This is a genomic window from Nitrosomonas communis, assembly GCF_001007935.1.
GTDB lineage: Bacteria > Pseudomonadota > Gammaproteobacteria > Burkholderiales > Nitrosomonadaceae > Nitrosomonas > Nitrosomonas communis.
Window position 1 is genome coordinate 161,320 of the sequence record NZ_CP011451.1, and the last position, 23,917, is coordinate 185,236.

The window sequence follows — 23,917 nt, forward strand, 5'->3', positions numbered from 1 at the left end:
TGGGAGCTTTTCTACGATCAGCCAAAGCAAAGAGGTGTGTTGTTAAATATGGAGTCCATATAATTAAGCAGCGAGTAGATTTGCATAGTATCGCTGTGTAAATTCTGCTGACGATAGGTAGTCCAATTTTTCCTGTTTGCGCTGCCGGTTATAAAAGATCTCGATATTCGGTAATCTCCTGTTTTGCTTGCAGTCGTGTTTTAAATTTTCGATGATATACCAATTCGTTTTTAAGAATTCCCCAGAAGCTTTCCATAGGAGCATTGACGCTCCTATGTCAAGTAATTGCAGCAGCATCAGATAAATCTGCGAGAATAAGCGGATACAATTCACGAACAATGTAATGCTTCAGGCAGCGTTGAATTTCTTTGTTTGACATCCCTTGAGCAGCGCGTCGTGCCACATAACTTTGGGTTCTTGGTTCGCTGCGCATAAGTACCATCGCGATGGTCCATAACGCGTTGTTTGCAGATCGATTGCCTCCTCGATTTAATCGATGGCGGATAGTTTTTCCAGAGGAAGCCTGCAGTGGATTTACTCCACATAACGCAGCCAAGGCCGCTTCATTCCTTAAACGTTCTGGATTATCTCCCGCTACGGCAATAAGTGTCGCTGCCGTTTGCGGCCCGACTCCAAACTGATTTCGAAGGCGCTTCGCTGATTGACTTGTCAAACGATCAAGCGTCACATCGATCTCTTTTAGTTCCGCTGAAAGCATTAGCCAGCGCTTGGCCAGCAAACGAAGTGTTGCAGCTAATGTTTTATGCAAAACACTGCCTTTTGCCTTCCGAAGTCGTGCACAGCCTGCTACGCATTCCTCCGGTTTGGTTTTCCAGAGTCGTTCACGCAGATCATTCGGTGCACTGATTAATAACGATCTGAGTTGATTGATGGTTTGTGTTCTTGCCTTGACTGCACTACGTCTGGCAACCGATAACATACGCAGCGCTTCAGCCACGCCTGACTGTGACTTTGGCGTTGCCGTTGCATTACCGGAAAGTACTGTGCGTGCTGCACTCTCAGCATCAGTCGGATCAGATTTTCCTTGAAGTCGGCGCTTGGCACGATCAGGACGATTGACTTCCCATACTTCAATACCCTGTTCGCGCAATAAACGGGCAAGACCAGCGCCATATGTTCCTGTACCCTCAACGCCAGCACGACGAACATTTCCTAATGATCGTGCCCACGTCAGTAATTTCAGATAACCTGCTCTATTAGTCGGTATCGAAGTAAGTATCCCTATCACTTTACCTTGATCATTGATGACCACGCCAACATGGGTATCTAAATGGGTATCAACGCCAAGAATAACTTCATTTTTAACCAGTGTGCCGTCCATATTCATACTCCTTAATCAAGATTAGTGCATTACCAACCCCAGTTACCGGACAGGACACTCACGGTGCAAATTCAAGGCTCCTATTAGGTCACGAGTATTGGGCCCGGCAACGCTCGGGGAATACCTGGACCAGATCGACAGGTCAACGCAAAGGCACTTCGCCAATCCCAGCACGGGTCAGATCAAGTCAGGCATTCCATGACATATTAAACTGAGTATCCCAGCAATCGCGTTTGCCACTCATGGAAGAGACTATGTCCAGTTGTTTCAATCTGTCCTGGTAATCATGCGCACAATATTGGCTACCACGATCCGAGTGAAGAACCAACCCCTTTTCTGGCAGTTTTCTATCAGTTGCGCGAAACAAAGCCTGTATAATCAGATCCGTCGTCATCCTCTCATTCATGGCATAGCCTATTAATTCGCCATTAAATAGCTCTTTTATGCCAGCCAGGTACAGCCAGCCTTCGTCTGTAGGAATATGGTGATATCGCTGACCCACGCTTTGCCAGGTGCGCTAACAGCAAACTCTCGTTTCAAAATATTAGGAGCGAACGGTAAATGATGTTTAGAATCGGTCGTGACCTTGAATTTACGCTTTTGCTTACAACGCAAATTTAGCTTCTTGCGAAGCGCTCGAACACGGTATGCTGTAATCTGCACACCCTGATCTACCAGCTCACATGCAAGCGTTTCACGCCGTAGGTCTCGCGGGTGCGTTGGTGTGCTGCCAGTATTTCTATTACCAGCCGTGCATTTTTCTGTTCACGCTCACAAGGTGGGCGAGTATTCCAGGCATGAAAACCACTCTCTGAAACATCGAGTACACGGCACATAAGTGCAACCGGATATTGCTGTCGCAGCGTATCAATCATGCCGTATCTCACCGCGACTCCTTCGCGAAATAGGCCGCACACTTTTTTATGAAATCTCTCTCCATCTTCACTTCTGCCAGCTCACGTTTGATCCTGGATAACTCCAGTTCAAGCTCAGTCAGTGAGTTCTGCTTTTTACCTACAGTTGTGAGTTCGCCTTGCCGGTCAGCATAAACCCAGTTCTTTAACGTTCCTTTAGGTAAAGATAATCGTTTTGCTGCTTCAACCAGAGTTAATCCACTTTCTTTAAAAAACTTGACCGATTGCTCGCGAAATTCCTGGCTATATCGTGTTCGGGGTAATTGTTCCATCTATATCCTCCATTTCATGTCTATATTTTATGAAACTTTGGACTCCATAAAACTCAGCATACCTCACGTCAACATAGCAGGATTAATGCGAATGTTAGCTGCAACTATTATTACTTCAAAGTCATCATTATGCTTTTACCAGCACTGTCAGTGCGCCGGTTAGTCCTTCGACTACACGTGCCATCTCGACATAGTTGAGCTCTCCGGGGGTATCACTGGCCCGATGATAGTGCGGGTAGCGATAGAATGCTGTATCGGTGACCATCACTGCCTGATAGCCTTGCCGCCAGAACGAAATCTGATCACTCCAGGAAACGCCCGGCACGATGGTGGGGCTGGCAAGCGTCTCGTACGGAAAATCCGAGCTGGCAGCGAACGCCGCCGCGAATTGTTTGAGCGCACGGCGTGAGTTGAGGTTGGACACGAAGCCGATAAAATTGCCACGATCAGGGTAGAGCCAGCGCAGTAAGGGAGGATAGCTCTGGCTGCCTGGCTCTTCGCTGTAGCAGCCGAGCATCTCGAACGAGAGCATGATACGGATATTATCATGTCGCTCACGTGCAGCCTGCGCATAAATCTTGCTTCCCATTTCACCGAAATAGAAGAATGGCGATTCTTCATTCACGAACGCCACTAGCCGCAGTGTGCGCTCAGGTTTGGCTCCGACGAGAAATCGTGCGATCTCGAGTAGCGCGGCGACGCCGGAAGCGTTGTCATCTGCGCCCGGGCTGCCCGACACGGTATCATAGTGTGCGCCAGCGAGCACAATCTCACTGGCCTGCTCCCTGCCGCGTATCTCGATCTCGAGATTCTCGCTCCATACGCCGCCTGCATCATAGCCCTGAGCGTGAACTTCATAACCCAACTGGCTCCAGGTATCACGAATATAGTCGGCAGCAGCGTACAACGCTTTCGGCTGCCACACGTTGCGTTCGCCGATCTCACTTGCAAGCTTCTCAACATGCAGCTGCAGCCGTTGTTCAAGTAGTGGTTTCATTTTGTTTTACCCCCTGGATGTCGTTGCCAGATAATCATCCCATCTCGCCAAACTTTTCGCACCCGATGAAACGGGACAGTATGCAATGTGCCATCTTCCTCTTCCGCCTCGAAGGCAAAGTGCTGACCTGGCTCGATGATTATTCGCTCAAGTGGTATACGCTTGTGCTGGTGCTCGATTTTATCCTCGTAGGCAAGCTCAAATTTTCCCTTCCCGAATTCTGGATCCCAGCGGATGCGCGCGAGCAGCTCGTGAATCGGAATCATGATGATTCTCTACGTAATCTCACAGTAATGTATGCAAGATCTGACGATTCAGTTACCTCGAACGTTACCGGCAAGAACTGTTCAATCAGCCACATCGCGGTACGCGCATGCAGTGAGATATGACGCGTGCTGAATGAGCCACCGCCTAGAAGCGCGAGATAAACAAGTATTTGATCAGCTGCGTGGATATCGAGCGCAGCACCCGCGGCAATATCTGTAGCAAGCTCCTCCCCCACAGCCTCACCCAACGTCTCCGCAGTGACGCCCCACTCTGCCACCCGCGCTGCACCCCGCACAGTATGCTCACTCTCGAGCCAGCAGGTGATAGCGCCACCTGCACCGAAAGCTGCTTCGCGACCCAAAACCTGCGTCTCGATCCTCGCGTGCGTACCGTATGTGCCAAGCCGGTTAAGTACCGCCTGCTTCATTCGTAGCGCAATATGCTCAGGAAGATTAGTCACGTGCGCAAGCCCGGAGATGGTTTTGCTGTATCCAGACGCCTCGAACACTGCGGATGAGAGCATTGCCGGCTTTACTGCGAGCTCGATCTCGCCACCACCTTGTGGATAGTAGCCGCGGCGTAGCACGCACATAGTCACTTGTGCACCGAGTCGTTTGATCAGCGGGATAAGCACTGCACGCAAGTAATCCGCAGCGGGTGCCTGCCGCACGTCAGTACCGCCGGTGATATGCACCTTGCAAGGTAGCTGGGTCGCCAGCATGACCGGCAGCAAGGCTTGCAGCACCAGCGTAATGCTGCCTGCCGTGCCTACATCAAAGCGATAATCGCCACCCTGAAGCGTTGCCGGTCCGAAAACAATTTGGTCTGATCGCAAGGCGAGGCCTTCGATGTTCGCACCGCAAAGCTTGCCCACGGCGTGCACCCCGGCGAGGTGCTGTGCGGCAAGACCGGGTTTGTCGCGTCGTGTACGAATATTCATAATACGCACATCGATACCAGTAATGGCAGACAATGCGACGGCAAGCCGCAGGAGCTGACCACCGCCTTCGCCATAACTGCCATCAATCTCAAGCATAAGTTACCCCCAGAGAAAATAGCGGTGTGCGCCTGGCTTGAGGCTCGGAATACGTTGAGCGGCATCGAGCATCACCCGTGCGGCAAATGTGGCAACGTCAAACCGTCCCTCCAGCAGCAACGTGGCATGCGCACCTGTTCGCTCAGTACCGGTACGTTCGAGCAGGATACCGCGGCCTTCCTCCTCCAGGGCGGCAATGCTTTCCACTTCGAACACACGTGTCTGCTCACCGACGAAGAGCGGATCAGCAGCGAGAGCAGCCTCAACTTCATCGAGCGACGTCCTCCCTGAGCCCGCTACGTCCTTTACGTTCTTTGCGAACTCAACATAGACATAGCGGGTCAGTTGCCCCTGCCCATCACGCATCTCGGTGGAAAGTGCACCTTTTATACCTTCGATATTTTCTACCATTTCGGTATGATGAAGGCTCGCACCTGGTCGGCTGGTGCGCTTGGTGCGGCCATCAGGAATTAAGGTGGTAAACGCGCGCTCGAACAAAGGCAGCATGCCCGGGTTCCATCCTGCCCCAACAATAGCGCACGTATGATGATGGCGCGCCGCATTGCCGATGGCATCATAATGCGTCTCAAGTGAAGGCCCTTCCAGCACCGCATTCTCAACGATCGGTATTTCTGCTTGGAGCAATTCGCGTACTACGCCAAGGACGATCTCTGCGGGTACACAGATCAAGGCGACATCAACACGCTTCAAGTCACGAATGTGCGTAACTACCGGAATCTTGCCAAGTGGATCGGGCAATTTCATCGGTGAAACTGGACGCCGAACCACCCCAGCCAATGCCAGATAATCGGTATTACGTAATGCCATTGCACAAGCACGCCCTACTCGCCCAAAGCCGATGACCACAATGTTAAGCTTCGCCATGAGTCTTCCCTCCGTACCTCTTTAGGAAAAGTGTTTGCTGAGCTGTCTAATTTTTTGGGTTATCTTCCTGTTCGACCTCTCTTTTTACATCAAGTGCCATCCAGATAGGTGTGTATCCTAAGGTTTAATCTTTGTTCCCAGCACTTGCAGGAATTTGGCGAGCCAGTCAGGATGTGCCGGCCAACCCGGAGCAGTAATCAGCTTGCCATCGACATGGGCCTGATCCATTGGAATATCCCTGTACTTTCCACCTGCACGTGTGACGTCCGGTGCTACCGCCGGATAAGCAGAACATGCCTTACCCTCGATGACTCCGGCTGCCACCAGCAGTTGCGCGCCATGGCAAATGGCAGCAATAGGTTTGTTCGCTTCTGAAAAATGTTGCACTATTTTGATGACTTTTTCATTCAGACGAATATACTCAGGCGCGCGCCCGCCAGGAATGAGCAGCGCGTCATAATCTTCTGCCTTAACCTTGGTAAAAGTAGCATTCAACGTAAAGTTGTGGCCTGGCTTTTCGCTATAGGTTTGATCTCCCTCAAAGTCATGTATGGCCGTGCGTACAGTCTCACCCGCTTTCTTTTTAGGACAGACCGCATGGACGGTATGCCCCACCATCAACAGCGCTTGGAATGGGACCATGACCTCATAGTCTTCCACATAATCGCCTACCAGCATCAAGATTTTCTTTGCACTCATTATGAACTCCTTTTTATTGTGTTTTGCGAGTTATCTTTCTGGCAGCTATTGTAGCGAATGGGATGCGGTAATGGATCGACCGATAGTCCATCCAAGCTGGCTAATGCTGAGAAATTGCGAACAGTTATAGCACCTCACGGTTAATTCCATTTCTAAATCAAAGCTGACTTTGTCAGCTTCGCCTTGCCGTCTCATCGGTACGGTCTGCAGCTCGTCTTCGCGTCATATTTCATTTAGAAATGGAATCACTGGCTGATCATAAAGATAAGAGAGTGCCTGCAGCAGCAGGACCGATGCTCAGCTCTCTTGTTGAAATTAACGACGAGGCCTAAGGTTTACGGCCACTCACGATACTATAATAGCCAAAAGCTTTCTGAATTTGAATTTGCTCAAATCCGATTTCCCTGAGCATCGCTGACAATTCCTGACCGGAATATTGCTTGCCCTCAGTCCAGCCCAGCATCATCATGCTGAATGCTGCGGCAGCGAAAGGACCGGTTTTTTCATCATTATAGAGCATCTCATGAATAACGATCCGTCCGCCCGATTCCAGACTATTGAAACTTTTCGCCATCAAAAAGTGACATTTTTCTGGCAACCAATCGTGAAACATATTGGAGAAAAAGTGCAGATCGGCAGCAGGCCACTGATCGCGCCAGATATTGATCTCACACGTTTTAACGCGGTCCTGCAGCTTGTACCGGGTAATATAGTTCTGCGCAATCTCACACACCTGGGAGAAATCCAGGATATATGCCTGTAAATCTGGCCAACGCAAGGCCGCACCAATCGAATGCGCGCCAGAACCTCCCCCAATATCCAGCATCATCCGGTGCTGGGATAAATCCATGACTTGTGGCCAAACGAGCGCTGGTGTCATGCTGATACTGTGCATGCCGCAGGTGAAGCGTTGGAGCAATTCGATCTGCTCCTCATGAGATTTGAAAATATCGCCTCCTCCGTATGCCTGGGCAGAATCGGTAAGGGCAGCTTTCTCCAGACCCGCATAGGTAGATACTTGGTAATTGTCGATCATCAGATCCCAAAAAAATCCGAAGTAATTAGGACTGTCTTCGAGCAGATATTCCTTACTAACCGGGGTCAGCGAATAGCGCCCCTCTTGTAAGGATAAGAAGCCTAATGCAGTTGCCGTCGTCAATATCGCTTCGGCCGGACGCTGCGCTATGTTCAGTGCCTTGCAAATTTCCGGCAAAGTATGGGAATTTTGAGCTAATAAAGGAAAAATTTTCAACCGATGCGCCAGTAACAAGGCTGGATAACCATAAATTGCAAAGACCACATCCCAGAGTGGACGGTCATCCACCTGCGGTACCTGAATACTGGAAAAAATATCTCGCGCCATGAATTCTCCTTTTCTGACTACAAGTGACTGACAGAACGGGTCAATCGTCAGGATGTATTTTTTATCAATAATTAACCAATCTTTGTGCTTCTATACTGCTCAGGTTGCAGAACTTTCCATTGATTTTTCTGCCTCTACCAGGCGCTTGATATTCTGAACGGTACGTTCAGCCCCATCTTTTATAGCAGAACGAACTAATCCCTCGAAAGGCCGCATGACAACTAATAATTCCAGCAGCTCAAAAGAAAACGTCAGTTTAGTAGATTTCTCCAGATTCATATCCTGCAATTCATAGGTACAGCGAAAGGGATCAGATACACCGGCCAATACCAAGCGTACACCCGGTTCAAAAGTAAAAATTTTGAAGCGTGATTCGCTACGGCGCCCCATATCAAGACGCACTTGCCGCCCAAGCGTACCCAGTTGTACTGGACCTGGTGTGAGTTGCTCAAGCTCTTGAACCTCCGGCGACCATTTTGGGTAATTCTGGAACAGATCCTCACCCAGATATTTGAAGAGATCTTTCGTCGAACATTCCACTAAAGTGGAAGCTCTTCCTATGATCGGTTCTGTAGAGCCCAAGTTGAGCATGTTGCCTAAATTGAACATGTTACAAGAGTTCCTTCTGGCTAGTTGATGTCCGACTCAGCATCTGCGAAGAATGAAACTCCGCTAAAATGAAGCTTCGCTAACAGATTTGTTCATAACTTTTCAGCCAATTTCTTGACGATGAGTCTAGACCTTAAACGAATCAGAGATCAGTTTCAAGCTCTTCATATAAAAATATTGCTTGAACCAGCTCGCTCGTATAATCAGTTCATGCTTAACATAAATAACTAAAACCTTCTTCCTGAACCTCTTGATAGCTTATGATATGGAAACTGAAAAAGTGGTGGCGAAACTATATCTTCCAGCATGAACCGATCGCTGAAGCCATCTGGCAGAATGTGCTAGCACGCGTGCACTTTCTGCAAGGATTGACCCAGCCTGAAACCCTACAGCTGCGGCAATGGACGAGCATTTTCCTGCACGACAAAAAAATAAATGGCGCGCAGGGTCTCATCGTCACGGAAGAAATGCGCGTAATGATCGCGATCCAGGCCTGTATGCTGATTTTGGAACTTGATCTGGACTATTATCGCAACTGGCTGGAAATCATCGTCTATCCAGGAGAATTCATTCTTGATTATGAATATACCGATGAAATGGGCATCGTTCACGCTGTACACATGGCCGCATCAGGCGAATCATGGCTAGCTGGACCCGTCATCCTTTCATGGGAAGATGTCAACAATACCAATAATAAACAGGGATATAATGTGGTAATACATGAGTTTGCACATAAGCTGGATATGTTGAATGGGACAGCCAATGGCTGTCCTCCACTGCACAGAAATATGGATCCACGCGCCTGGACTGCGGCCTTTAAGCAAGCTTTTGAGGCTTGCTGTAAGCAGCTCGATAAAGGAGATGAGCTGGTTATCGATCCTTATGCCGCTACCAGTCCGGCAGAATTCTTTGCAGTCATGAGTGAAGCTTTTTTTGTCAAGCCATATGCAATACAACAATATTTTCCTCAAGTCTATCAGCAATTGTCTGCCTTCTATCGCCAGAACCCAGCGATGCGATGGCCAACAGGAGTTAACTTGTGAACAACTATTTTATTTATGGTGATATCGGTGGCACCAAGACATTATTGCGTGCAGAAGTAGCCGACGGTAATAAAACGGATTTATATTACGAACGGCGTTATGACAGCCAGGCTTATCCTGATTTCGACATGATACTCGCCGATTTTCTGGACAAAGCGGAACTGAATCAAGCCGGCCACTTTCCAATATCAGCTTGTTTTGGCATAGCAGGCCCAATCATGTCGCAACGAGCCAAACTGACCAATTTACCCTGGTTGATGGACGCATCCGCTCTTGCAGCCAAATTTTCTATTCCCAAGGTAAAGCTGATCAATGATTTCGAAGCGATCGCATTAGGTATTGAAAAGTTATGCCTGAATGATCTGGCAGCGCTGCAATGGGGGATAGCAGAGAGGCAAGCAATGCGGGTAGTGTTAGGCGCGGGGACCGGTATGGGCGTCGCCTGGCTTCATTGGCAAGGCGATCGTTATATTCCGTTATCTACAGAAGGAGGGCACATTGAATTCGCCCCTGCCACCTCCTTGCAGATGGAATTACTGGATTATCTGATGAAAAAATTTGATCACGTCTCAGTCGAGCGGGTTCTTTCAGGACCGGGGTTGACTAATATCTTCAATTTCCTGCAAAGCGACCCAACCAGATTTCCCGGGATCATTGCTGAGGAATTAAAGGAAGACAGCGGCGCCGTCATCGCGCAGCTGGCCTATGAGCAAAAGCACCCGATCGCTCTGCAAGCATTTGAGTTGTTTGTTGAAATTTATGGCGCCTACGCGGGCAATCTGGCGCTGCTGGGATTATGCCGAGGCGGCGTCTATATTGCTGGCGGGATCGCACCCAAAATCATTGACACCTTGCTGACGGGCAATTTCATGCATGCCTTCCGCCATAAAGGGCGATACTCCGAAATGATGAGTGAAATTCCAGTCTATGTCATCATGAACCCGCAAGTGGGCTTGTTAGGCGCCGGTCTCGAAGCGCAACGGTTAATGGGAGCTAGCACTTGATTAATCAAATCAGTCGCGTTAACCGGTATAGAAAAACATATTCGAGGCAACAGACGCGCAGGCAGACCGACAAAGAGTCAGATTGGGTTTGGAAAAAAACACATGATTAAAAAGGTAGAGCAATATGGGTAGTTATGAAGCATTAATGGCCACTTTGGCGCTCACCATGGGCGCATCGTGGGCAAGCGGCATTAATTTATATGCCGTTATGCTGGTGCTGGGCCTCGGAGGTGCCACAGACAATATCAACTTACCAGCCGAACTCAGCGTGCTAGAAAATCCACTGGTGATCGGCGCAGCGGCGGTGATGTATGTAGTACAGTTTTTTATCGATAAAATACCCGGCCTGGATAGCGCCTGGGACACCCTGCACACTTTTGTCCGCATCCCTGCAGGCGCCATGCTGGCAGCCGGTACGGTGGGTGATGTGTCCCCTGCAATGGAAATCGCCGCAGGCATTCTGGGCGGTGGCGTCGCCGCTACCAGTCACGCCACCAAGACGGGCACACGCTTGATGCTTAATACCTCACCCGAGCCAGTCACAAACTGGTCTGCCTCCATCAGTGAAGATTTACTGGTGCTAGGTGGCTTATGGACTGCATTGAATCACCCCATATTATTTCTGATCCTGTTCATTATTTTTATTGGCCTAGCCATCTGGCTATTGCCCAAATTGTGGAAATTTATTAGAGGGGTGTTACTCAGAATAGGTAAATTCTTTGGAATGACAAACGCTAGCGCTACTGAAACTGGTCATGGCGCTGCGTCATTTACTGAAAGCAAGCATGAGGGCAAATAGAGTTCTCAAAATCCGGAGAGTGCTTCTTAAATGCACTTCATGCACTCTTCCATGGTAAATACCATTTCATTCTAATAGCATTGTCTGGTGAGACTCATGAATTATAAGGAGAGTAAAAACAGTCTCCTGCTTCAAGTTTTCTGTGCTTTACCCGTAGATTTATTCTTAGAAAATTTATTTGCAGGCCTGAAGCGGTTTTTCCCTGCAACCTTTAGAAGACGAAGGAATTTTGAACACTCGAAATGACTGGGGGCGCTACATACCGCTGCATGACGGAGGCTGTCGCGCATAGAAGTTAATTCTTTTATTTTTCTGTCCAATTCGTCAGCCCTCGTTAAAAGCAGTTGCCTATTGATTTCAGGTCCCTGAGGGGTAAACATTTCCGAAATCTCTTCAAGTGAAAACCCAGCGCTACGTGCCAATGAAATCAGCGCCAGCCTCTGCAGAATATCAGCATGAAATAGCCGCCGCAAACCACTGCGGCCGTAAGATTGAATAAGCCCTTTCTCTTCGTAATACCGTAATGTCGAGGCCGGCAACCCCGATGCCTTAGCAATCTCTGCAATGTCCATAAAGATTCCTATTAAACCACTTGACTTAAAGTCAACTTGAACTTGTATCGTACTTTAGAACACCACCTAAAACAACATTAAAGTTGGCTTTCTGGTAACGGATAAATTGAAAATATGAGGAAATAATATGGAAGCGAGTTACTGGCATCAAAGATGGCAACAGGGTGAAATTGGTTTTCATGAAAGCCAAGTCCATCCGGCGTTGGTTGAGCATTTGAGCAGATTGAACCTGACAAAAGGGGCCAGACTCTTTCTACCTTTGTGCGGTAAAACGCTTGACATTGCCTGGTTGCTTGCAAATAACTATCGAATTGTCGGTGCAGAGCTGAGTTCGATCGCAATAAACGAACTGTTTGCAGCGCTGGGTTTAGTACCGGAAATCACCCCAGTTGGAGCGCTGTCTCGCTACAGCGCAAAAAATATCGATATCTGGGTTGGTGATATATTCGACTTAACTAGCAGCCTGCTCGGCGCAGTTGATGCCATCTATGACAGAGCGGCTTTAGTAGCACTGCCAGAGCACATGCGCAACCGATATGCGGCACATCTGATAGTGCTCACTCATGCAACTCCGCAGTTGCTGATCACCTATGAATATGACCAGCACTTATATGATGGTCCGCCATTTTCAGTTCCGGAAAAAGAATTGAAGCAGCATTATGGCGGAACTTATCAGCTGCAGCAGATGGCGCAAGATCAAATCGCGGGCGGCCTCAAGGGAAAAGTGGAGGCATCAACTGTTATATGGCTTCTTCAAAGGAAAAAGACATGACTGCAGTTCATATGCTGAGCATTGAATGGCTTCTGTTATACGCCGCTCTGGGCGCCTTAGTTGGCTTTATGTCGGGGTTATTTGGTGTAGGTGGTAGCGGAATACTGGTTCCGCTGCTGGCATCTTTGTTTGCTTACCAAGGGATTGGTACAGGTCAGCCTGTCCATTTGGCGCTGGGCACAGCGTTGACATGCATGATTGTCACCTCAGCGGTAAGCACCCGGGCACACAACGCAAGGGGATCCGTAGAGTGGAAAGTAGTGGGCGGCATGACATTGGGGATTCTTGTGGGTGCTTATGCCGCTAGTCAGGTTGCTGCCAAGGTCAATGTGGCTTATATAGCGCTGTTTTTTGCCTTTTTTATGGGACTTGTGGCAATGCAAATATTTATTGGATGGCAACCTAAGCCCAGCAATAAACCAATGAGACATCATACATTGATAAGTGTCGGCATGAGTATTGGTGCTATTTCTGCACTGGCTGCGGTGGGCGGCAGCTTGCTTACCATTCTTTATCTGAGCTATAAAAATATTGAGTTTAAAAAAGCCATTGGCACCTCAGCAGCCATTGGCTTTCCGATTGCTATTGCGGGCGCGGCTGGCTATATGATAGGTGGCTGGTCTGCAACATCGGACATCCCTTACACGGTTGGCTACCTTTACGCCCCAGCATTTATCACTATATCTATCACCAGTATTATTGCTGCTCCTGTTGGCGTGCGTTTATCACACAATTTGCCAGCAGGGTATATGAAAAAAATATTCGCAGTTACGTCGTTGTTATTGAGTATAAAAATGTGCTTATCAGTTGCTTGGGACTAACTTATAATTAGATATAATGAATGTGGCCAAGTATCGCGAATCAATAAAAATAAGTTACACTACAGACTATGTCAAGATCACTCCGATTAGTGCCGTAGGATATAGTAGGCGAAGTCATATGCCATATGCGGCGCCATGATCAAGGTTTAACATTCGGCGCAATACGCTTCGCTATTACGCCCTACACGAGTTTAAGGCAAGTGCATCAGGTGTCTAGCATATCCCACTCGTCACCCAAGACCCAGCGAGGTGCTGACAGCTTCCCGTTTAGTATCCCCCATTCAAAGTCATCCCATGGGCCGGTGTCATCATATTTCTCTACCACCTTCCGAGCTGCTTCGAGAGCGCTTCTCCATATACTCTCATGAATTACCTCATTTCCGTATCTTTTATCATCATCAGGAATGATGCGGATATTACCATTTTTCATATGATAAGCCCGGTTGCAATGACGGTTGTACCATACCTTATCTACCAGCTCATCCATAGCAGAAAGGATTTCTTGGAGACTACGAGTTTCCTGCGCGAAGTCATATTCAAACTGAGCATCCTCTAGCATACCTTCATCCAGAAAGTTAATGGCGGATGATATGGTGCTGAAGTAGTGAACGTTGCTGCTAGAAAAAATCTCAGAAAAATCCTGATGGGGCTCGCGATGATCTTTGGAAGAGAAATCGTTGTGATTGTGCGTAACAAAGACAAACGCGTCACCGCCGGATTGGTTATTAATAACAAACTCCGTAAATAACTCAATGAGTACTGCATCTGCCATGGAGTTCTTACTGATATGGAAGGGCGCTCGCTTATCAAGCGCTCTTGCGACAGCCGCTAACTTGGCACTATCTGTTGCCTCGACCTTCAACGATTTTTCTATCAGATGCTCAACCCTCGAGATGGTTGCATAGTTAGCTTCTGACAGTAGCGGCAATCTAGAACCCACCTCTTTAAGAACTTCTATAGCAGTTCCTTTATTATTACCACTAAATTCCTCGACAACGCTTCTAACTTGTTTAAATTCCTGCGATAGCCGTCTCGTTGTTTTCTCCGCAACATTATCTTTGTTTCTGTTAAACTCGGACACAGCGAGGTCCGGGATAACAAGCTTGACATTTCCGGTCGACACCAGCTCCTCTAAGGCGGACACTATAGGGAAATCCGTTTTCCGAGTAGATATATCTAATAACACGCAGGTATCAAGCATCATGTAGTGCATGGGCATCTTCCTAATTATCAAGCAGTTATGCCAAAGATTCTAACGTAAAACCTAAGGAGCGCCATATTTTCTGTGGCGTCCCTCTTTAGTGTCTCGTTAGGCATCTCTCTTGTTAGTCTTGGCCACTTTTCATTCCGGCTAGAGAACACATCGTGAGTATATTCATCTACCCTGCGCACCTTAGAATGGGGGAATAGTTGCCACGTGCTACTCAAGAAACCGCAGATAAGTAACTTTATAACTATCTCGATCTTAGTCTCCATCAACCAGTGAGATAATAGGATTGATCCATTGCACAAAGTTGGGATCTGCATCAAAAACGTATCGTAATTCAGCCAAACCGGATTCACCTCCTCCAGAGACGGTACGACGGGCAAAAACTTGTCGGACGCCTCTTCCACCATCGTTAAATTACTCAAGCTCCCAATTTTTATTCTATAAAGCCGTTTTACGCTCCAGCACCACAAAATGGTATTCCAGTTTGCTTCCATCTTCTAACCTATGGATCTCACGTGAGGATTCATACCATTCATCTTGATCAAATTCAGGAAAAAAAGTATCACCCTCAAAATTCTGCTGTATCTCGGTAAGATAGATATGCTGGCAATACGCCAGTGTCTGCTGGTAAAGTTCTGCACCGCCAATAATGAAGATTTCCTTATCCGGATAAGGCAAACAGGCGGTCAATGCTTCCTCAATCGAGCCGGTTACTACCGTACCCGGGACTGAAAAAGCTGGCTGCCTCGTGACGATGATATTGATACGCCCTGGCAGTGGCCTGCCGATGGATTCATAGGTTTTTCGTCCCATGATGAGTATTTGCCCCATGGTAAGCGCTTTAAAGCGTTTGAGGTCGGCTGACAGATGCCAGGGAAGCGCATTATTTCGACCGATGACGCGGTTAGTGGCCATGGCTACCAGGATGGATAAACGCTGTGCTGTCATACTGCCACCTGAGCTTTAATAGCTGGATGGGGATGGTAATTATCCAGCATAAAATCGTCATAATTAAAAGCAAAAATATCTTTTACTAATGGGTTGAGCCGCATGGTGGGCTGCTTTCTTGGTTCACGCGCTAACTGTTCCCGTGCCTGCTCAAGATGATTCAGGTAAAGATGCGCATCGCCAAACGAGTGCACAAAATCACCCGGCTTTAAATCGCAAACTTGCGCCATCATCAGAGTGAGCAAGGCATAAGAAGCAATATTAAACGGCACCCCGAGAAAAATATCGGCGCTGCGCTGGTAAAGCTGGCAGGAGAGCTTGTCATCGGCCACATAAAACTGAAACAGCACATGACAGGGTGCCAGCTTCATTTTATTCAGATCATTCACATTCCAGGCAGAAACAATCATGCGTCTGGAATCAGGGGTGTGCCTGATCTGCTCGACCACCTGTGAAATTTGATCAACTGCACCTCCCCCGGGGCTTGACCAGGAGCGCCATTGATGACCATAAATGGGGCCAAGATTACCGTCTGCATCAGCCCACTCGTCCCAGATAGAGACCCCCTTTTCTTTTAGATAGGTTATGTTGGTGTCGCCTCGTAAAAACCAGAGTAATTCGTGGATAATCGATTTGACATGGCACTTCTTGGTCGTGACCAGCGGAAAACCTCGTGCCAGATCAAAACGCATCTGATAGCCAAAAATAGAGAGCGTGCCGGTACCGGTACGATCTGATTTTGGATGGCCGTGCTCGAGCACATGCCGCATAAGTTCAAGATATTGATGCATGAAAAATTAACAAATAATGCAGTAATAAAAAAAACCATTCTAAATATCGCTAGGATAGCAGATATAATAGCGCAAACTATATTGGCAGGAATTCTGATGCTCGCAACACTTTTACAAAATAACTTACCGATTGATGAATCTGTTAAAGCCACGCATATTCTGGCGCTCCTTCCCAAGCTGGAAAAACTGCCCAGCAAAATGAATCTGCCTGGCGAATATGCGCTCAAGGCATTACTGCTTCGGCGCGAGATGCAGTTATCTGAGATTAGCGAAATACCTGTCTGTGCCAATTTGCAAAATGGTACGCTCTGCACCTGGGTGATGGTGGATTTTAATAAATCTGTTTTTGAACAGCACACCGTGATTCGCAAAGCGCTGCAACTGCTATTGGAAGAGGGACCCACTCAGATTCATCTATCGGTTCATGGCAATGCGCATCAAAGACAGCTCTTGGCAAAATTAGCCGTTTATGTCACTTGGATCAATGGTGCCGTTTTACCGGTACGCAAACTGAGAGCTGAGAGAAAATCGCTTGAGTCGATTATTTTATATGGACATGAAGACCCTGACCATTTTTTACTGTTACGCGCTCAGGCTGAGGGAAATTTGCTCGCGCGCGGATTGACCGGCTTGCCGCCCAATGAGTTAACGCCCAAAACCTATCGCGAGCAGATCGAAAAACTTGCGCATAATGAAAACTGGAAATATGAAGAATATGACCTCGCTACTCTACGCAAGCTGGGCGCCGGTGCTTTTGTGGCGGTAGCCCAGGGCAGTGATACCGAAGATGCGGCCATCGTCCATTTACAGCGCAGCAATGGAAAAAAATCAGGCAATACCGTCGCGCTGGTCGGCAAAGGCATTTGCTATGACACAGGAGGGCATAATCTGAAGCCTGCGCGTTTCATGCATGGCATGCATGAGGATATGAACGGATCAGCGGTTGCACTCGGCGTATTACTCGCCGCAACGCGAGCTGATTTACCTATCAATATCGATTGCTGGTTGGCGATTGCACAAAATCACATTAGTCCCCGTGCTTATAAGCAAAATGATGTCATTACGGCATTAAGTGGGACCACAATAGAAATTATCCATACTGATGCGGAAGGCCGCTTGGTGCTTGCTGATACGTTGACTTTGGCAGAAAAACAAAAACCCGATTTGATGATCGATTTTGCCACCTTAACGGGTAGCCTTTATACCGCATTGGGGTCACGTTATAGCGGCATCTTCAGTAACCGCGAACATCTGATTCAGAAAGCGCTCGCTGTGGGAAAATCAAGTGGTGAACGCGTTTGTGCTTTTCCTATGGATGCTGATTACGAAGCTGATCTGGAAAGCAAAATCGCGGATATCAAACAATGCACGTTGGATAGCGATTATGACCATATTCTGGCAGCCCGTTTCCTCAGCCGGTTTATTGACGATGTGCCCTGGCTCCACATGGATCTTTCCGCCTGTCATCATAAAGGTGGCCTGGGGGCTGTGGGAACCGATATCACTGGCTTTGGCGTTGCCTGGTCCATCGCCTTTCTGCAAAAGTTTCTTAGCAACTAATGGGAGCTCATTCTTCTAAGAATGTTCAATAAATGCATCTTATTTATTGAATGACTCCTCTAAAGATGAGTACCTGATCGATAGAAAGACGTTTGCTATTAGCTGTTCTATAATTTAATTTCTTTTATACCGATTCCATCGCGCTTGTCAGTAGCGTATAACATCTCACTTTCTTGACAGGCTATCTAATTCCATTTCTAAATCAAAATTGACTTTGTCGGCTTCACCTTGCCGCACTGTTTTTGATTTTGAAATGGAATAAGTGATCTGATTAATTCAATGGCGAGAGAGTATTATACTTATCCCTCTCGTTATTTTGTGCCAGATAATTTTTTTCTCCACTTCTCTTTTTGCTGCGAGGAACTAATAAAATCTGTCCCTTCCTCACAATGCCATTTTCAGCAATCCCATTGATCTCTGCAAGTTCAGCCACATCGATGGTGTACAGATTGGATAAACCCTCCATAGTTTCCGCTTCTTTCACCCGATAAATTCGCCATGACACGAGCGATTTATCGTAATTTTCCAGATTATCCACAAAAGTTTTTGCCTTATTGACTGGCAATAAAAGTTTGCGGGGTGAATCGTCAATTTTGATAACCGGCCGATGGTAGGCTGGATTAAGTGCAGTAAATTCATTTTCCGTTACATCCGCCAGCTCAGCTGCCAACTTCACATCAATTTGCTGATTAATTTCAACTTGTTCAAAATAGGGCCGGTTAGGAAGCGGTTTTAGCTTGATCCCAAAATTTTCTGGATTAGCAATAATATTCTTTATTGCAAATATCTTAGCCACATGATTTTTGGTTTCAGTAGGTAACTGAAGGTCACGAAAATTAATAGGCTCCTTTTCTTTATAATTTTCATCGATATATCTTTTTAGCATGCCCTCTCCACAATTATAGGCGGCTAAAGTCAATTTCCAGTCCCCAAACATTTTATAAAGCCGCTGCAGATAGTCCAAGGCAGCACGTGTAGCGGCCACGACATCGCGTCGTTCATCATGCCACCAGTTTTGTTCAAGCCCGAATGCTTTCCCAGTAGAGGGAATAATCTGCCAGAGACCGGATGCATGCTGAGAAGAATAGGCGAGTGGATCAAAAGCACTTTCGATAATAGGAATCAGTGCCACCTCCATGGGCATGCCACGCCGTTCCACTTCTTCCACAATATGGAATAGATAGCGTCTGCTCCGCTCAACGATTTGATCGATATACTTTTGATGGCGGGCAAAACGATTTTCGTTATGGCTTACTTCCTGGCTTCGCATGCTCGCAAGGGAAAATCCATTACGGATACGTGCCCATAAATCATTTGAACGGTTATTTGAAGAGACGACTGTTTTCTTTATTTCCGAGGTATGGCCTTTTTTATTATTTCCTAAAGGTTCCTGTGCTTGTGTCGTAGATGGTAGGAAAGCCAGTATGGTACTAACCATAAGTATAACTATGAGATTTGGTAAGATTTTTTTTCTTAGCATGAGTGTCGTTCATCCTTAATTTTCAAAATAATCAATATCTCTGAAAATTCAGATTCGATCATGCCTACTTTATACGCAGCCTTATTCTCTGAGATTTCTTTCGAACCACTCAGTTAGCTGCGTGTCTGGTAGACAAGTGGCTACATCATTGCTTTTTGCGCTTACTTATAAAGTATTAATAAGTCTATAACTTATAGAGTCTTAAATTTCAAAAACGCTATCCAGCAAATTTACTTTTATTTGTTGTTAGCGCTAATCCCAGCTCAATACACCACCCGTTTGATATTCAATAACGCGTGTCTCAAAAAAATTCTTTTCTTTCTTTAGATCAACCATTTCCGACATCCAGGGAAATGGATTGCCCGCGTCTGAAAAGAGAGTATCGAGGCCAATTTGCTGGCATCGACGGTTTGCTATAAAACGCAGATATTCTTTGAACATGGATGCATTGAGTCCCAGTACACCACGGGGCATCGTGTCTTCTGCATAGCGGTATTCAAGCTCTACTGCTGTCCGCATCAACGTGCTGATTTCTTCGCGGAACGCTTTCGTCCAGAGGTGAGGATTTTCCAGCTTAATCTGATTGATGACATCAATGCCAAAATTGCAATGCATGGATTCATCCCGCAAAATATATTGATATTGTTCAGCAGCACCTGTCATTTTATTTTGCCTGCCCAGTGCCAGAATTTGTGTGAATCCTACATAGAAAAACAGCCCTTCCATGATGCAGGCAAATACAATCAGACTCTTCAGCAACTGCTGATCAGTTTCTGATGTGCCTGTTTTAAATTTGGGATCGGTCAAGGTATCGATGAAAGGAATCAAAAATTCATCTTTATCACGAATTGATCCAATCTCATGATACGCATTAAAAACCTCACCTTCATCCAGGCCGAGTGATTCCACGATATATTGATAGGCATGGGTATGGATGGCTTCCTCGAAAGCCTGACGCAAAAGGTATTGACGACATTCAGGGTTAGTAATATGACGATAAGTGCCCAGCACAATATTATTTGCTGCCAATGAATCAGCTGTCACAAAAAAACCAAGGTTACGCTTGACGACACGACGCTCATCCTCAGTCAATCCATTAGGATCTTTCCAGAGTGCGATATCACGACTCATATTGATTTCCTGCGGCATCCAGTGATTGGCGCAAGCTGACAGATATTTTTCCCATGCCCATTTATACTTGAACGGAACCAGCTGATTGACATCGGCCTTGCAATTGATAATGCGTTTATCTTCTACCGAGATGCGGCCATTTTTTGTTACATTTTGGTTCGGTACCTCATTCGGTATCTCAAGGTGATGTTCTGTCGCTGGATTGCTTGCAGCAGGAGAATACAAAACGGAATCGGATATTCCACTTACACTTAACAGGTCTTTTTTGGGAATACTTTCTGGTTGCAGTGGCTCATCATCAAATGTCAACATTATCTTTTCTCCTTATCTTTATATAGTTGCATCCCTGCATTCATTATCATTGGCACGATTCACATTCAGGATCATCAATTGCACAATAATTGATTTCTGCTGCCATCTGTTGAGTGCTTGCTGCCGCCATGCCACCGCTGGTTGGTACGGCATTGAGTGTTCCGGTATGCACCGTAGATTTTTCTGCGGTCGTGGCACCTAATGAACGTAAATAATAGGTGGTCTTGAGCCCCCGCAGCCAGGCAAGTTTATAAATCTCATCGAGTTTCTTACCAGAAGCCGCCCCCATATAGATATTGAGCGATTGTGCCTGATCGATCCATTTCTGCCGCCTGGCAGCCGCCTCCACTAACCAGCGGGGATCCATTTCGAAAGCAGTTGCATACATATTGCGTATGGTGGTAGGTATCCGGTCTATTTTGCCGACAGCACCATCGTAATACTTGAGATCAGCAATCATCACTTCATCCCAGAAACCACGTTGCTTCAGATCATTGACCAGCCATTTATTGGCGATCGTAAACTCACCAGACAAATTGGATTTAACGTATAGATTCTGATAGGTAGGCTCAATACTCGCTGAAACACCGACGATATTGGAAATCGTCGCAGTGGGTGCAATCGCCAGGCAATTCGAATTTCTCATACCATGCTTTTTGATACGCGCCCGCAGCTTATCCCATGGCAGAGTGGTTGAAGTATCCACCTCAACATAATTTCCACGCTCTTCGCGCAATAACTCAAGAGAATCCTGTGGCAGAATGCCACGATCCCACAAACTGCCACGATAGGAGGCATAACAACCGCGCTCTTCCGCTAATTCGGTGGAAGACCAATAAGCATTATAAGCGATAGCCTCCATTGACCGGTCTGCAAATTCTACCGCTTCTTCAGAAGAATAAGGAATGCCAAGCTTATACAAACAATCCTGGAATCCCATGACGCCAAGTCCAACCGGACGATGTCTCAAATTGGCATTACGTGCTTTGGCAACCGCATAGAAATTGATATCGATCACATTATCAAGCATACGCATCGCTGTACTAATCGTCCGCTTGAGTTTATCCATATCAAGCTTGCCATCGTTAATATGCGCCAGTAAATTGATCGATCCCAGATTGCAGACAGCAATCTCCTGCTCGTTGGTATTTAACGTAATTTCAGTACAAAGATTAGAACTATGTACCACACCGACATGATTTTGAGGGGAGCGTATGTTGCATGGATCCTTAAAGGTAATCCACGGATGCCCTGTTTCGAACAACATAGTCAGCATTTTTCGCCATATTTGCTGAGCAGGGATCTTCCTGTGCAAGGTAATTTCACCCTCGATCGCTCTTTTTTCGTAAGCAAGGTAGGCCTGCTCAAATACTTTACCATATTTGTCATGGAGATCCGGCACGTCCGAAGGGGAAAACAGTGTCCAATCCCCTCCTTCTATCACTCTTTTCATGAACAAATCGGGCACCCAGACAGCGGTATTCATATCATGCGTACGACGGCGATCATCACCGGTGTTTTTACGCAGCTCCAAAAACTCCTCGATATCCAGGTGCCAGCATTCCAGATAGGCACATACCGCACCTTTACGTTTGCCGCCCTGATTGACCGCTACCGCGGTATCAGAGACGACTTTGAGGAAAGGAACCACACCTTGTGATTTGCCATTGGTTCCCTTGATGCGCGATCCCATCGCCCGCACCGGAGTCCAGTCATTCCCCAGTCCACCCGCAAACTTTGAAAGCAAGGCATTTTCTTTAATGGCTTCATAAATACTATCCAGACTATCGGGTACAGTAGTCAGGTAACACGAAGAGAGCTGCGGACGACACGTACCTGAATTGAACAACGTCGGCGTTGAGCTCATGAAATCAAATTTTGATAACACATGATAGAACTCGATGGCCCGCACTTCACGATCGATCTCATTAAGCGCAAGCCCCATGGCTACTCGCATGAAAAAAGCCTGCGGCAACTCGATACGTTTTTCATTGATATGCAAAAAATAGCGATCATACAGCGTCTGTAAACCCAGATAACCAAACTGCATGTCACGATCTGCCTCCAGCACCTCTACTAGACGCGCCAAATCGAATTGCGCCAGTCGCTCATCCAGCAATCCTGCTTCGATGCCATGCTTAATAAAACCGGGAAAATACTCTGCGTAACGAGATTTCATCTCTTTCTGCGCAACATCCTCTCCTAGCACCTCAAACCGGATCGTATGCAATAACAACCTGGCTGTAACGTAGCTATAGGCAGGATCTTTTTCTATCAAGGAACGCGCTGATAAAATTAACGATTTTCTGACTTCTTCCGCGGGCACCCCATCATATAAATCTCTTAACGTTGATTTAAAGATCAATGCACTATCTACCGCCTCGCCGAGATCCACACAAGCGGCTTCTACCAGCGCGTTCAGTCGCGCAATATCGAGCGGTATTCTGTGGCCATTTTCCAATACATGCAAAACAGGACTCTGCTTCTCAGCAGCCAATTTTTCCTGCTGTTTGGCCCGTTCACGCGCGCGCGCTTCACGATACAGCACATAAGAGCGCGCCACATCGTGTTCGCCCGAACGCATCAGCGCCAGCTCAACCTGATCCTGAATATCCTCGATATGAAACGTGCCCCCTTCAGGCTGACGCCGCGTCAACGCTGCCACGACATCCTGAGTCAACCGCGCCACCACCTCACGCACCCGCGCAGACGCAGCCCCCTGCCCTCCCTCGACTGCGATAAAAGCCTTGGTCATGGCAACAGAAATCTTGCTGGGTTCAAAAGCAACTACTGCTCCATTACGGCGTATCACTTTGTATTGCGCGTATTGCAAACCTTCCGCCGAAGACGTATCAGAATAATCTTTTTGCAGCGTTGGGCTTAAATTTTCACTGTCGGCTATAAGCACTGGTTACTCCATTGGGTACACTTATATTTTTTTGTTGTTAATAATAACGATAAGCGAAACTTTGTCGCCCTATAATACCCTACCCTATACTACCTATAGTAGTAGGGAATAAATTATGGCTGACATATTGTACTAGGTCAATAAGTTTATAGATTTTTTGAGAAAATGGAATATTCTGATCA

General features: G+C 47.0%; 21 protein-coding genes and 2 pseudogenes. 6 read left to right on the plus strand and 17 right to left on the minus strand.

Annotated elements, in window-relative coordinates:
* Positions 1-63: 63 nt before the first annotated feature.
* The 10 genes and pseudogenes from AAW31_RS20300 to AAW31_RS00720 form a co-directional block, all read right to left on the minus strand.
* A pseudogene (locus tag AAW31_RS20300) lies at positions 64-265 on the minus strand (IS3 family transposase); the annotation flags it as partial.
* A gap of 12 nt (positions 266-277) precedes the next feature.
* Positions 278-1,342, minus strand: coding sequence for an IS110 family RNA-guided transposase (locus AAW31_RS00670; protein WP_046848766.1), 1,065 nt, complete (start codon positions 1,340-1,342; stop codon positions 278-280).
* A 217-nt stretch (positions 1,343-1,559) separates the two neighbouring features.
* Positions 1,560-2,528: pseudogene (locus AAW31_RS22435) on the minus strand (IS3 family transposase); the annotation flags it as partial.
* Between the two features lie 127 nt (positions 2,529-2,655).
* Positions 2,656-3,525, minus strand: coding sequence for a M28 family peptidase (locus AAW31_RS00690; protein ID WP_046848769.1), 870 nt, complete (start codon positions 3,523-3,525; stop codon positions 2,656-2,658).
* Positions 3,522-3,791 carry a DUF504 domain-containing protein gene (locus AAW31_RS00695; protein ID WP_046848770.1) on the minus strand — a complete coding sequence of 90 codons (270 nt, stop codon included), beginning with the start codon at positions 3,789-3,791 and terminating at the stop codon, positions 3,522-3,524. The genes AAW31_RS00690 and AAW31_RS00695 overlap by 4 nt, the downstream gene beginning before the upstream one ends.
* Positions 3,788-4,828, minus strand: a complete 1,041-nt coding sequence (gene rtcA / locus AAW31_RS00700) for an RNA 3'-terminal phosphate cyclase (RefSeq protein ID WP_046848771.1) — start codon at positions 4,826-4,828, stop codon at positions 3,788-3,790. Before rtcA ends, AAW31_RS00695 begins: the two co-directional genes overlap by 4 nt.
* Before the next feature lie 3 nt (positions 4,829-4,831).
* The gene (locus AAW31_RS00705; RefSeq protein WP_046848772.1) at positions 4,832-5,713 is read right to left on the minus strand and encodes a hypothetical protein; all 882 of its coding nucleotides are present in this window, start codon (positions 5,711-5,713) and stop codon (positions 4,832-4,834) included.
* 117 nt (positions 5,714-5,830) lie between these two features.
* Entirely contained in the window at positions 5,831-6,412 is a 582-nt protein-coding gene (locus AAW31_RS00710; protein ID WP_046848773.1) for a DJ-1/PfpI family protein, read from the minus strand.
* Between the two features lie 328 nt (positions 6,413-6,740).
* On the minus strand, positions 6,741-7,775 hold the full coding sequence (locus tag AAW31_RS00715) for a methyltransferase (RefSeq protein ID WP_046848774.1): 1,035 nt from the start codon (positions 7,773-7,775) through the stop codon (positions 6,741-6,743).
* A 99-nt stretch (positions 7,776-7,874) separates the two neighbouring features.
* A complete protein-coding gene (locus tag AAW31_RS00720; RefSeq protein WP_046848775.1) occupies positions 7,875-8,384 on the minus strand; it encodes an SRPBCC family protein in 510 nt (169 codons plus the stop codon).
* 260 nt (positions 8,385-8,644) lie between these two features.
* On the opposite strand from AAW31_RS00720, the gene AAW31_RS00725 reads away from it, so the two are divergent.
* The 3 genes from AAW31_RS00725 to AAW31_RS00735 all read left to right on the plus strand — a co-directional run bounded on the left by AAW31_RS00725 (position 8,645) and on the right by AAW31_RS00735 (position 11,230).
* Entirely contained in the window at positions 8,645-9,427 is a 783-nt protein-coding gene (locus tag AAW31_RS00725; protein WP_046848776.1) for a M90 family metallopeptidase, read from the plus strand.
* Positions 9,424-10,431: a glucokinase gene (gene glk, locus AAW31_RS00730; RefSeq protein ID WP_046848777.1), complete on the plus strand. Its 1,008-nt coding sequence runs from the start codon at positions 9,424-9,426 to the stop codon at positions 10,429-10,431. Before AAW31_RS00725 ends, glk begins: the two co-directional genes overlap by 4 nt.
* Positions 10,432-10,555: 124 nt before the next feature.
* Entirely contained in the window at positions 10,556-11,230 is a 675-nt protein-coding gene (locus AAW31_RS00735) for a DUF4126 domain-containing protein (protein WP_046848778.1), read from the plus strand.
* A gap of 131 nt (positions 11,231-11,361) precedes the next feature.
* Here AAW31_RS00735 and AAW31_RS00740 read toward each other — a convergent pair whose 3' ends face one another.
* Positions 11,362-11,802, minus strand: a complete 441-nt coding sequence (locus tag AAW31_RS00740) for a helix-turn-helix domain-containing protein (RefSeq protein ID WP_046848779.1) — start codon at positions 11,800-11,802, stop codon at positions 11,362-11,364.
* A 127-nt stretch (positions 11,803-11,929) separates the two neighbouring features.
* Here AAW31_RS00740 and tmpT point away from each other — a divergent pair, with 127 nt between their 5' ends.
* Both tmpT and AAW31_RS00750 read left to right on the plus strand, forming a co-directional pair.
* Positions 11,930-12,574: a thiopurine S-methyltransferase gene (gene tmpT, locus AAW31_RS00745; protein ID WP_046848780.1), complete on the plus strand. Its 645-nt coding sequence runs from the start codon at positions 11,930-11,932 to the stop codon at positions 12,572-12,574.
* Complete coding sequence (locus AAW31_RS00750; protein WP_235264437.1) at positions 12,571-13,395, plus strand: sulfite exporter TauE/SafE family protein; 825 nt, start codon at positions 12,571-12,573, stop codon at positions 13,393-13,395. Before tmpT ends, AAW31_RS00750 begins: the two co-directional genes overlap by 4 nt.
* Before the next feature lie 205 nt (positions 13,396-13,600).
* On the opposite strand, the gene AAW31_RS00755 is transcribed toward AAW31_RS00750, so the two are convergent.
* The 3 genes from AAW31_RS00755 to AAW31_RS00770 all read right to left on the minus strand — a co-directional run bounded on the left by AAW31_RS00755 (position 13,601) and on the right by AAW31_RS00770 (position 16,344).
* A complete protein-coding gene (locus AAW31_RS00755) occupies positions 13,601-14,608 on the minus strand; it encodes a PIN domain-containing protein (protein ID WP_046848781.1) in 1,008 nt (335 codons plus the stop codon).
* Positions 14,609-15,043: 435 nt separating this feature from the next.
* On the minus strand, positions 15,044-15,553 hold the full coding sequence (locus AAW31_RS00765) for a dihydrofolate reductase (protein ID WP_046848783.1): 510 nt from the start codon (positions 15,551-15,553) through the stop codon (positions 15,044-15,046).
* The gene (locus AAW31_RS00770) at positions 15,550-16,344 is read right to left on the minus strand and encodes a thymidylate synthase (RefSeq protein ID WP_046848784.1); all 795 of its coding nucleotides are present in this window, start codon (positions 16,342-16,344) and stop codon (positions 15,550-15,552) included. The genes AAW31_RS00765 and AAW31_RS00770 overlap by 4 nt, the downstream gene beginning before the upstream one ends.
* A gap of 96 nt (positions 16,345-16,440) precedes the next feature.
* On the opposite strand from AAW31_RS00770, the gene AAW31_RS00775 reads away from it, so the two are divergent.
* On the plus strand, positions 16,441-17,904 hold the full coding sequence (locus AAW31_RS00775; protein WP_046851376.1) for a M17 family metallopeptidase: 1,464 nt from the start codon (positions 16,441-16,443) through the stop codon (positions 17,902-17,904).
* Between the two features lie 271 nt (positions 17,905-18,175).
* Here AAW31_RS00775 and AAW31_RS00780 read toward each other — a convergent pair whose 3' ends face one another.
* The 3 genes from AAW31_RS00780 to AAW31_RS00790 all read right to left on the minus strand — a co-directional run bounded on the left by AAW31_RS00780 (position 18,176) and on the right by AAW31_RS00790 (position 23,699).
* Positions 18,176-19,342, minus strand: coding sequence for a transglycosylase SLT domain-containing protein (locus AAW31_RS00780; RefSeq protein WP_052751982.1), 1,167 nt, complete (start codon positions 19,340-19,342; stop codon positions 18,176-18,178).
* A 294-nt stretch (positions 19,343-19,636) separates the two neighbouring features.
* Positions 19,637-20,827 carry a ribonucleotide-diphosphate reductase subunit beta gene (locus tag AAW31_RS00785; RefSeq protein WP_082110292.1) on the minus strand — a complete coding sequence of 397 codons (1,191 nt, stop codon included), beginning with the start codon at positions 20,825-20,827 and terminating at the stop codon, positions 19,637-19,639.
* A gap of 46 nt (positions 20,828-20,873) precedes the next feature.
* A complete protein-coding gene (locus tag AAW31_RS00790) occupies positions 20,874-23,699 on the minus strand; it encodes a ribonucleoside-diphosphate reductase subunit alpha (protein ID WP_046851379.1) in 2,826 nt (941 codons plus the stop codon).
* Positions 23,700-23,917 lie beyond the last annotated feature (218 nt).

Coding starts and splice junctions, on each gene's coding strand:
- AAW31_RS00670 (WP_046848766.1), bottom strand. CDS start 1,342: ATGGACGGCACACTGGTTAAAAATGAAGTTATTCTTGGCGTTGATACC.
- AAW31_RS00690 (WP_046848769.1), bottom strand. CDS start 3,525: ATGAAACCACTACTTGAACAACGGCTGCAGCTGCATGTTGAGAAGCTT.
- AAW31_RS00695 (WP_046848770.1), bottom strand. CDS start 3,791: ATGATTCCGATTCACGAGCTGCTCGCGCGCATCCGCTGGGATCCAGAA.
- rtcA (WP_046848771.1), bottom strand. CDS start 4,828: ATGCTTGAGATTGATGGCAGTTATGGCGAAGGCGGTGGTCAGCTCCTG.
- AAW31_RS00705 (WP_046848772.1), bottom strand. CDS start 5,713: ATGGCGAAGCTTAACATTGTGGTCATCGGCTTTGGGCGAGTAGGGCGT.
- AAW31_RS00710 (WP_046848773.1), bottom strand. CDS start 6,412: ATGAGTGCAAAGAAAATCTTGATGCTGGTAGGCGATTATGTGGAAGAC.
- AAW31_RS00715 (WP_046848774.1), bottom strand. CDS start 7,775: ATGGCGCGAGATATTTTTTCCAGTATTCAGGTACCGCAGGTGGATGAC.
- AAW31_RS00720 (WP_046848775.1), bottom strand. CDS start 8,384: ATGTTCAATTTAGGCAACATGCTCAACTTGGGCTCTACAGAACCGATC.
- AAW31_RS00725 (WP_046848776.1), top strand. CDS start 8,645: ATGATATGGAAACTGAAAAAGTGGTGGCGAAACTATATCTTCCAGCAT.
- AAW31_RS00735 (WP_046848778.1), top strand. CDS start 10,556: ATGGGTAGTTATGAAGCATTAATGGCCACTTTGGCGCTCACCATGGGC.
- AAW31_RS00740 (WP_046848779.1), bottom strand. CDS start 11,802: ATGGACATTGCAGAGATTGCTAAGGCATCGGGGTTGCCGGCCTCGACA.
- tmpT (WP_046848780.1), top strand. CDS start 11,930: ATGGAAGCGAGTTACTGGCATCAAAGATGGCAACAGGGTGAAATTGGT.
- AAW31_RS00750 (WP_235264437.1), top strand. CDS start 12,571: ATGACTGCAGTTCATATGCTGAGCATTGAATGGCTTCTGTTATACGCC.
- AAW31_RS00755 (WP_046848781.1), bottom strand. CDS start 14,608: ATGCACTACATGATGCTTGATACCTGCGTGTTATTAGATATATCTACT.
- AAW31_RS00765 (WP_046848783.1), bottom strand. CDS start 15,553: ATGACAGCACAGCGTTTATCCATCCTGGTAGCCATGGCCACTAACCGC.
- AAW31_RS00770 (WP_046848784.1), bottom strand. CDS start 16,344: ATGCATCAATATCTTGAACTTATGCGGCATGTGCTCGAGCACGGCCAT.
- AAW31_RS00775 (WP_046851376.1), top strand. CDS start 16,441: ATGCTCGCAACACTTTTACAAAATAACTTACCGATTGATGAATCTGTT.
- AAW31_RS00780 (WP_052751982.1), bottom strand. CDS start 19,342: ATGGTTAGTACCATACTGGCTTTCCTACCATCTACGACACAAGCACAG.
- AAW31_RS00785 (WP_082110292.1), bottom strand. CDS start 20,827: ATGTTGACATTTGATGATGAGCCACTGCAACCAGAAAGTATTCCCAAA.